The sequence below is a fragment of the Gemella haemolysans genome (genome assembly GCF_001553035.1).
Taxonomy (GTDB): Bacteria; Bacillota; Bacilli; order Staphylococcales; family Gemellaceae; genus Gemella; species Gemella haemolysans_B.
The window spans coordinates 16,057-25,450 of the sequence record NZ_KQ959922.1 but is presented as its reverse complement, the minus strand read 5'-3'; the positions used below and the strand labels follow the sequence as shown (position 1 = coordinate 25,450).

9 protein-coding genes and 1 pseudogene are annotated in these 9,394 nt (G+C 30.7%); all 10 read right to left on the bottom strand.

Annotation, left to right across the window (positions count from 1 at the left end):
• Window positions 1–398, bottom strand: a pseudogene (locus HMPREF3186_RS09290) (endo-beta-N-acetylglucosaminidase); the annotation flags it as partial.
• 139 nt (window positions 399–537) lie between these two features.
• A complete protein-coding gene (locus HMPREF3186_RS00700) occupies window positions 538–1,539 on the bottom strand; it encodes a glycosyltransferase family 2 protein (RefSeq protein WP_060913463.1) in 1,002 nt (333 codons plus the stop codon).
• A 59-nt stretch (window positions 1,540–1,598) separates the two neighbouring features.
• Window positions 1,599–3,134, bottom strand: a complete 1,536-nt coding sequence (locus tag HMPREF3186_RS00695) for a glucosaminidase domain-containing protein (RefSeq protein ID WP_060913462.1) — start codon at window positions 3,132–3,134, stop codon at window positions 1,599–1,601.
• A gap of 159 nt (window positions 3,135–3,293) precedes the next feature.
• Window positions 3,294–3,989: a sugar phosphate nucleotidyltransferase gene (locus HMPREF3186_RS00690; RefSeq protein WP_060913461.1), complete on the bottom strand. Its 696-nt coding sequence runs from the start codon at window positions 3,987–3,989 to the stop codon at window positions 3,294–3,296.
• Between the two features lie 10 nt (window positions 3,990–3,999).
• On the bottom strand, window positions 4,000–4,878 hold the full coding sequence (locus tag HMPREF3186_RS00685; RefSeq protein ID WP_060913460.1) for a DMT family transporter: 879 nt from the start codon (window positions 4,876–4,878) through the stop codon (window positions 4,000–4,002).
• On the bottom strand, window positions 4,868–5,737 hold the full coding sequence (locus HMPREF3186_RS00680) for a choline/ethanolamine kinase family protein (RefSeq protein WP_060913459.1): 870 nt from the start codon (window positions 5,735–5,737) through the stop codon (window positions 4,868–4,870). Before HMPREF3186_RS00680 ends, HMPREF3186_RS00685 begins: the two co-directional genes overlap by 11 nt.
• A gap of 177 nt (window positions 5,738–5,914) precedes the next feature.
• Entirely contained in the window at window positions 5,915–6,079 is a 165-nt protein-coding gene (locus HMPREF3186_RS09590) for a hypothetical protein (RefSeq protein WP_084812624.1), read from the bottom strand.
• 40 nt (window positions 6,080–6,119) lie between these two features.
• Window positions 6,120–6,950 carry an acyltransferase family protein gene (locus HMPREF3186_RS00675; RefSeq protein WP_060913458.1) on the bottom strand — a complete coding sequence of 277 codons (831 nt, stop codon included), beginning with the start codon at window positions 6,948–6,950 and terminating at the stop codon, window positions 6,120–6,122.
• Between the two features lie 457 nt (window positions 6,951–7,407).
• On the bottom strand, window positions 7,408–8,724 hold the full coding sequence (locus HMPREF3186_RS00670) for a hypothetical protein (RefSeq protein ID WP_197415004.1): 1,317 nt from the start codon (window positions 8,722–8,724) through the stop codon (window positions 7,408–7,410).
• Between the two features lie 14 nt (window positions 8,725–8,738).
• On the bottom strand, window positions 8,739–9,394 hold a 656-nt coding region (locus HMPREF3186_RS00665; RefSeq protein WP_331709130.1), incomplete at its 5' end, for a zinc-binding dehydrogenase.

The following is a 9,394-nucleotide window of genomic DNA, read 5'->3' as shown; positions in this document are numbered from 1 at the left end:
CCATCAGAACCTAACCAGTAGTTTCCTACCCAAGCGTTTCTAACGATATTCCCTTGGTAATAATAGTTCCATAATGATCCATTTTGAACCCAACCTTGCTTCTTAACTTCAGTAGGTTTTTGAGCTCCTTTCACCCAAGCACCATTGCTTCCTACATAATAGCGACCATTGTCTACCCAAGCATCTGTCATCATCTTACCATCAGCACCTAGCCAGTAATTTCCTTGCCAGGCATTCCTTACTCCATTACCTTGATTATTATAGAAGTACCATGATGAACCACTTTGCACCCAACCTTGAGCTGCGTGTGCTTTAGTACCTACTACTGTATCCACTGCGATTGGTGTAGTTAATACTGTTAAGATTCCTAAACCGATTTTCAATTTATTTTTTTTCATAAAAATTTCCAATCTCCTTGCTCATATTATCATACATTTATGCATTTTCTATTATACCATTAAGACATCTCTTTAGATATTACAAGTTAGTTACAAATATAGACAGACTAATCTTAGCCTGTCTATATGATGCCATACTTTATTTCTTATAATATACTTTTTTCCAACTAAAACCTTTAACTAATCCAACTAAAGTTCCTACCCCATAGCTGAAGTGCACTAAGAATAGTAAGATTGGAATTAACAACATAGTTGCATTGAATTTATTATTAATAATAGTCATCAATATAACGAGAATTGTGAATAATCCATAAGCAATCGCAAGAAGTACAGCGAATAACTTCGTCAACGGCAATATCAATAAACTAAAAATTATTCCTAAAACAAATACAAGAGGAACGAAATGGAAGATAGAGAAAGCTTTAGGATAAACATGACTTACTTTCCCAATCCAATAACCATTTGAATATTTTTGTTTTAACATTCTATTTACTGTAGGTCTAGTATATTGATACGATAGTATGTCATTACTATAACGAATCCTATAGCCATTTTTTCTAATTCGATAATGCAGTTCATTATCTTCAACACGACCTACTTTTTCATCCAGTAATCCGATTTTATCAAATATTTCCTTCTTGTACATCCCTTGGAAAACTGAACTTACATAACGTTTAGAAGTCTGTTTACGATAATTCGCTATCCCACTACCAAACATATTTTCCTCGACCAATAATAATGTCTTACTTAAATTATCTTCATTTTCAATAATATTTGGACGTGGTCCTCCACAAACATCTTCGCCACTTTCGATAACTTTAACATTATTCTCAATAAAATCCTCGGTAATATGTGAGTGGCAATCCACCTTAAGGATACATTCTCCTCTTGCAGCTTTTATACCCACATTCATACCAGCTGACAATATTACCTTAGTATTTTTCAATAATACTACATCAAAAAAATCATGATTACTAGCTTTAAAATCTTCTATTATTTCCCAGCTTTTATCTTTCGACATCCCATCTATAAATATTAATTCTATATTTCTGTGATCATATGTCTGATTCTTAAAATCTTCTATTAATCTTGGTAAAAACTTTTCCTCATTTAAAAGTCCGATTACAACCGAAACTAACATAATTATCTCCTTTATTAAAAAGGAAGCTAGATTAAAATACTAACCTAGCCCATCCTTTCTTATCTATCTTTTCTTCCTAATTTTTCATTAGCACTGAACATTATACTCGCGATAGACTCACCCCAATATGGTGCTGTCGCATAGTTAATATTCATACCACCTGCTTTGTTTCCTAAGTATGCTCCGTTAGCTGGATATCCAGAATTATGTAAATATCTTGAGTTAATCCAACGTGCAGCACCCAGAATACCACTATCTACATTATCAAATTTAGTCGCAGAAGTATATGGGCTATCATCATATGCTGATATACCGAAAAAGTTATTTTTATCTTTTGCAATCTTACTTCTTCCCCATGCACTCTCTAAAGCACTGTGTGCTACTAGGTATAAAGCATTAACTCCGTATCTTTGTTCAGCAGCTTTAAATGTAGCTCCTTTACCTGCTAACTTACTATCACTAGCTCCCATTATGCTATATAGTCTATTAATATCAGCCGCTGTATAGTTCGTTCTAGATTTTAAATTAGAGAATTGGAATGGGTGATCTAGTTTAAATGTTCCAAAATTGATACCATCTGCTGAATAATATGACTTACCAACTTGCATATTGGCATTGTGATAAGCAACCATTACTTTAGTGTACGGAGAGTATCTGTGATAAACATATTTTCCATCACTTACGTAATCCGGAATGAATGTATCATTAGAGTCGATTACAGTTACTTGACTAGTATTAACATAACCTGTAAGTCCCGCTACTTGAACAGGGATTCTACCATTCACAGTTGATCTATTATCTCTGAATAATACTGTATCTTTAGAAACATGAGATAAGATACGACCATTCGCGTCATATACAGGAATATATAATGATTTTACTTTGTAATAACTTGAATAGTTTATACCATGTCCTGCATTTTTAACCCATGCTCCAGAACCATCTACATAATAACGTCCATTATCTACCCACGCATTAGTAGCCATTTTTCCATCAGCTCCTAACCAGTAATTTCCTGCCCATTTATTACGAGCTAATGTTCCATTTTCATAGTAGTACCATGTGTTTCTTTCTTTTATCCAACCGTTCTCTTTAACTTCTGACTTTGCTTCTGGCTTCTTAGCATCTTTTACCCATGCTCCATTTGCTCCCACGTAGTAACGCCCGTTATCTACCCATGAACTTGTCGCCATTCTTCCGTCAGCTCCAAGCCAGTAGCTTCCTACCCATGCATTTCTAACTACATTACCTTGATAATAGTAGTACCAAGCTCCTCCACTTTGTACCCAACCTTGTTTTTGTACTGCAACAGGTTTTTGAGCACCTTTTACCCATGTTCCATTTGCATCCACGTAATAACGCCCATTATCTACCCAAGCGTTAGTTACCATTCTTCCATCGGTACCTAGCCAGTAATTTCCTGCCCAAGCATTTCTCGCTAATGTTCCATTTTGATTGTAGAAGTACCAAGAATTTCCAGTCTTAACCCAGCCTTGTGCAGCTAAAACGTCACTACTAGCTACTGTATTCATAGCTATTGGTGTAGCTAATACCGTTAATACTCCTAATCCTAATTTCAGTTTATTTCTTCCCATTTTTTATAGCCCTCTTTACTCATTGTCATGCATTGATAATTATACCATAGTTAAGCTATTTTTAGGGTTACAATTAGGTTATTTTTTATTACATCTATATTACAAAAAAGCAAGAAATATTATTACTTAATACCTTACCAAAAGAAAAAAGAATGGAGATTAATTCTCACATTCTTCTTTCAGTATTTCTTCTAATTTGTTATAGTCTTTAACACTATCAATTTCATAGATGCTATTAGGTTCTAATTCTTCCACATAAACATCTAGTCTCTCGATATTATCTTTAACCATATTATCCCAGTATAAGTTCATGAACTCATTACTTTTATAAGCTTTCTCTATAAAACTTACGATTTTCTCTGCAGTTTGCTTATCCCAGAAAGATACCCCACTAAGGATTCTTCCTGCTTTACTGTCTACGATAATATCTTGAACTTTATAATCATCACCATAGATTAAGAACCATTCATTCTCACAATCTTCGCGATAAACGCTGAAATATGTTGAACGATCAATATCAGCTCTAAACATATTTTTGAATAAATAGTTATCCGCATCGATTACATAACTATCCGCTAGTTTTTCCTTAACTAAGTATAATGAGTAGAAATTGTTATACTCAGAGTATTTATCATTGAATACTAGTTCTACATTATACTTCTCTTTTAAATAATCGAATTGTTCATGTAAATATCCAACAACAACGATTATCTCATCTATTCCTTTTTCTTTTAAAAACTCTATTTGGTACTCCACAAGTGGCTTGTCTTTAACCTTTATCAAAGCCTTTGGAGTATTATCTGTCATAGGTCTAAGACGCGTTCCTAAACCTGCAGCCAATATAATTGCTTTCATTATCTATTTGTTACTCCTCTCTAACAATAACATAAACACCTAGTATGATAATAATAGATGTAATGACTAATTGTAAATTCACCTCTAATGCGACAAAAATCATCGAGAATAATATTGTCCAAACAACATAGCTGACATTAAGCCCTGTTGCCTTCGCTGGTTCTAATCTATTAATAGCCATATAGTACAATATGTAAGATACCATATTACTAACTACGAAGAAGACAATAAGTCCCCCGAATTTCACATCAAGGCTCGTCTCAATTCCTAAACCATTGAATGAAATTATTACTAAATACGCTAAAAATGATGTAACCTGACGAATTAATAAAGTCTCAAGCTCGTTTAAATTATTTTTCATCGCATATGAACTAAGAACACTCTCGCTACCCCAAGCAACTGCGCAAATTAATGCGAACATAAATCCAAGGTAAAATGATTCAACCTGTTCACTCTTATAACTTTGGATGAAAATACCAACAATAATAAGCGCAATCCCTAAAATCGTTTTTGATGAAACTTTATTTTTTAAAAATATCACAGCTAGTATTACTGACACAGCAGGATAAATCGCTGTAATCGAAGATGTCAAACCACTTCCTATATATTTCACTGCATATAGATTACACTGCATTCCAATAGGTCCTGCAAGCAGTGCACCTACAATAACACTAACACTTTTTATATTCGTAAAAATCTTGAAATTAATTGTTTTATACTTAATTAAAATAATTGCTAATAGGACAAAAATACTAATGAAATCGTGGACAACCGCAACCGCAAAAGGCGAAATATTATAAAGTGAAAATATATACGCACTTATCGCAAGCCCAAGCCCCCAGAACATACCAGATAAAAGCCCTGCTGAGACACCTATTTTATTTTTCATAACTTTCTACATACTCCTTTAAATTCTTAACCGCTCTTAAGTATCTGTCTTTTCCATAAGATCCAAAGTCTGCACCTTGTTCTTCTTTATAGATTGTCCACAGACTCCACAGGAAGTCCTGTAATATTTTGTAAATCATAATCTTAGCTACGCTAACTGGAGTATCTTCACTGAAATACTCTTTAAAGAATTCTCCTTCTTCAGCCTTTCTGAAGTTAGACTCTAAGAAAAGCGCCGCTAAATCCCACATCGGATCATTCATCGCAGAGTATTCCCAATCTATAAGATAAATACGACCAGTCTCATCTTCGATAAAATTCTCTGGTACAAGATCGATATGGCAAGATTTTCTGTCAATACCAATCTCTTCTAGATGGTTTTGTAGAGAAAATACCTTCTCCCTTATCTTCTCATAATAAGAATAGCTAATATTACCTTCAATCAGACTCTCATATTTTCTTATCTCATCGAAGACTCTAAATTCACCTTCAAGAACCTTCCCAGAACTATGTACTTTTTTTAGAATATTCGCAACTTCTTCTTTCTTCGCTTTTAGGTAATGCGCATCAAAAGTCGTTGCATTCTCAATATATTCATTTACCTTTATTCCAGATTCAATATCAAAGATATAGTTTTTCACATCTAAACCTAAATCAGCAAGATTTGCAAGATTATTTTTCTCTGCAACCCTATTGATCAGCCTATCAGTCCCTTTACCAAAGAACTTAACTATATATTTGTTACTCGTAGTTTCTACTAGATAATTGCTATTTGTCATACCACCTAGTTGTTCTACTTTTACCACTTCCTCAGATTCAGTAAGTAGTTTTTCTATTTTACTTTTTATTAGTTGTTTCAATGTAAAGCCTCTTTTCTACATTACAATATTACTTACCATTATAACATAAAATGAGATAACTCATAGTATTTTTACTATAATTTTTCATCAATAATAAAAAAGAGAATGACTCAAACATCACGATTTCTAAGAAATCAATTTTGTTGAGTCACTCCCTATTCCTATTTCTAAAATATATTAAACAGCTTTCATAATATTCTTTTCAATAATAATTATTAATTTTTTTATATAATATGCAGTAATAATACTAACAAACAATACCACAATTGTATAAAGTACATCATTTACATCTGATGAAACAAAAAACTTACCAAGATAATGCATAACTAAGCCATGAATCATATATATTTCAAATGATATATCTCCTAAAAAATCAAGATATTTATTTGAAAAGTTGAGTTTTATTTGTCAACAATAAGAAATAAACTACAAAAACCATCGTGCATAAATTTCCAACTATTCCATAATAAACATATTTATTTGTAATCCCAATATTCTTCATAATAACTTCATAATGATGAAATACGTACATTAGTATACTAAATGAAACAAGAAAAATAAAATACTTTTTCTCTATAAACTTATCTATAGAAACCCTATATTTCATCCAGAATACACCTAATAAAAATGCCATTGTACTAACATATTCCCAATCCCCATGATCTTGATACGCTTTCCAAAAAATATAAACTAATGTCAAAAATACTAGTTTAAATACAGCTATTTTTGAATCTTTCCTTTTAAAAGAAATATAGAAAATAACATATAAAACTATTATACTGTTGATAAACCAACCATTATATATTATATTGCTGTGATCTTTCCAGAATGATATGAAAAAGTCTACATTAACAACTTCCCCTAATGTCGCTCTATAAATCACATAAATGACTATAAAAACAAAAAATGGTATAAATATTCTAACTAATCTTTTCCTTAAGAAATTCTCCATATAAGTAACATTGTTGCTAAATTGGAAATACAGTCCATAACCAGACAGAAAGAAAAACAATGCAACAATATATCGTCCCATGTATTCAAAATTTGAAAAATTCTCACCAGTGGTAATTTTTTGAGAAATATGGTGAAAAATAATAAGTAAAGCTAAGAGTCCCTTTAGTGATTTAGTTGATTTATTACTTAAATAATCAACATCTGTTCTCGGTATAAGATAAACAAATAATGAAATTAGTAATAATATAAAAATATCCACTCTGTTCTCCTTTTTAACATCTAAAAAATATCATTTGAATTAAAATTTATTTTCTCTAAAATGCATATAAATATTTTTTAATTCTTCGTCACTTAGCATTATAACATAAAATGTGATATTTAATAGAGAATTTATTCACAAAACTAGCTTAAAGTTCATGAATCAATTTAAATAAAAAAACTCTATAGAAATTTACAAATTAGGATTATTTACTAAATTCGAGACTGGAATTTTTCTGTACCTCTGATTTAGCATACAACCAAAAAATTTTTAAAAAAACAGAAAAAAAGCTATACTACCTAATATAGCATAGCTTTCTCTTAATTTCCATTATCAACCAAATTTGACAAAGAGCCGACAAAAAACCTATTTTTATTCAATTTTCTGTCGTAATTATTTTTTTAAATTTATTTTCCACAATAATTTGACTTTAACTTAAAAATCTATGTTCCAAATGCTATCCTCTATTCTTAAAATCCTGTTTATTTATTAACTTTATCTCTTCTTTTAGTATAATTTTATTTTTTTCCACTTTATATTTACATTCATATATGCTTCTATTGGGATAAATAATTAATAATCTTCTATAAGGATTAATTGGACCCCCTTCTAAAAATACTTGAATATCTTTAGGTATTTCTTCTCTGTTTGTTATTAGTATTTCTGGATTTATTTTATCTATGGACTTTTTACCAATATTTATTTCATGAATTATTTTAGGATCATGTATTTTAACTTCTGGTGGATTAAATATAGAATTAAGAGGAGCCATATTTCCATATTCTAGATTTTCTTTGTTTTTATTATATACTTTTTTTATTAATACAAAAACAGCGTTAACCAGAAGTACAACAGATATAAAAAGTAATGTATACACTTGCCCCCTAAACAGCCACAATTCTAAATCTGTTCCTTCTACATCTACACCTAAACCTTTATAAACACACTTATATATACACTTTAAATCAGATTTACTAGTTATAAATTTACTAGTTATTAAAAGAACAACATAAAGTATAGCAAATACTATATTTACATAAATTTTTTGTTGGAATAAATATGTTTTTATTTGCTCCTCATATTTTTTTGTAATACACGAATTATCAATTGAATTAAATTGAATCATTTTCAACATATCTTCTGACATAAGTACAAAGAATAATCCTATTAAAAATACTCCACCTGCTATTGGTAAATCATCCAGCATTCCAACAATAAGAACCAATACGAAAATAATAGTAAACAATACTACTCCTTTTATTAGCTCTTTTCTATTTAACACTATATATAATAAAATTCTAAAAATAATTGCAATTGCTGTTAGAATAACAAGGCCCCACCCTTTATCTTTAAGTGATTCTTTTCCCATAAAAAATGTTATTATTGTTACTATTACTATACTTATATCAAAAAATATGAATGCATTATATATACATCTATTTGGTTTCGTTTTTTTTAATAGTATATCTATTATGCTTATATCAAAAAATATGAGTATAGTAGATATACATCTATTTTTTTTCATCTTTTTTAATTGTTGTTTCAACCTGTTTAATAGTATCGGTATCATCCATACATTAAATAATGTAATTACAACTAATAGTATAAATCCCATCATGGTCATTGCATTTTTCATTACTACATAAATCGCGAATAATACATAGACTAAAAAAAGTAGAGTATCCATTGAATTCACTAATATTGTTTGTACTTTTCTCCAGAATTCCAACTTTTTTTCATATTCAAGATTTTGTTGATTTTTATCACTTTCCATCATAATTCTCTCCTCTATATCTCCCACTTAAACACCGTCTTGAAAGCTGTATTTAAGTCCGTTGCAAACACCCTATGTATATCTTTAATATTTCTCACAGGTTGCTCAAGTTCAATAATGTTCTTGAATCTTCTTTCGAATTTCTTATTACTAAGCATCTCGATAGCTTTCTCAAAGTCGATTCTACCTGAACGCGATGAACCTATTAGCGTTAATCCTTTTTCTAAGATATCGCGTGTATTGATATTTACTTTGTATTCACTAACTCCCATTAGTACTAGGCTTCCTTGTGGTTTGATGTACTTGATTAAGTCATTTATCGCATATCCACTACCATCTCCACCACAACATTCTACACCATGATCAAAAGTTAAGTCCTCTGGTATATCATCAGTAATGTATCTTTCTTTTGCGAAACTAAATAGTTCAAGTTTCTCCCAGTGACGACCTATTACGATTATCTCACACTCTGGTAGAGTGTAGTTTATTATGTTCGCCATAACATAAGCAAGACTTCCATCACCAATTACCGCTATTCTATCTTTTTTACTATGTGAATTCTTCAAGAATCTATCCATAGCGTGCATACCTACACTTATAAATTCTGTAATAGCCGCAACAGAATCTTCCACACTATCATAAGCTACCACTCTATCTTTAGGTAAAGCTA

Coding starts and splice junctions, on each gene's coding strand:
- HMPREF3186_RS00700 (WP_060913463.1), bottom strand. CDS start 1,539: ATGTTAGTTTCGGTTGTAATCGGACTTTTAAATGAGGAAAAGTTTTTA.
- HMPREF3186_RS00695 (WP_060913462.1), bottom strand. CDS start 3,134: ATGGGAAGAAATAAACTGAAATTAGGATTAGGAGTATTAACGGTATTA.
- HMPREF3186_RS00690 (WP_060913461.1), bottom strand. CDS start 3,989: ATGAAAGCAATTATATTGGCTGCAGGTTTAGGAACGCGTCTTAGACCT.
- HMPREF3186_RS00685 (WP_060913460.1), bottom strand. CDS start 4,878: ATGAAAAATAAAATAGGTGTCTCAGCAGGGCTTTTATCTGGTATGTTC.
- HMPREF3186_RS09590 (WP_084812624.1), bottom strand. CDS start 6,079: ATGATTCATGGCTTAGTTATGCATTATCTTGGTAAGTTTTTTGTTTCA.
- HMPREF3186_RS00670 (WP_197415004.1), bottom strand. CDS start 8,724: ATGGAAAGTGATAAAAATCAACAAAATCTTGAATATGAAAAAAAGTTG.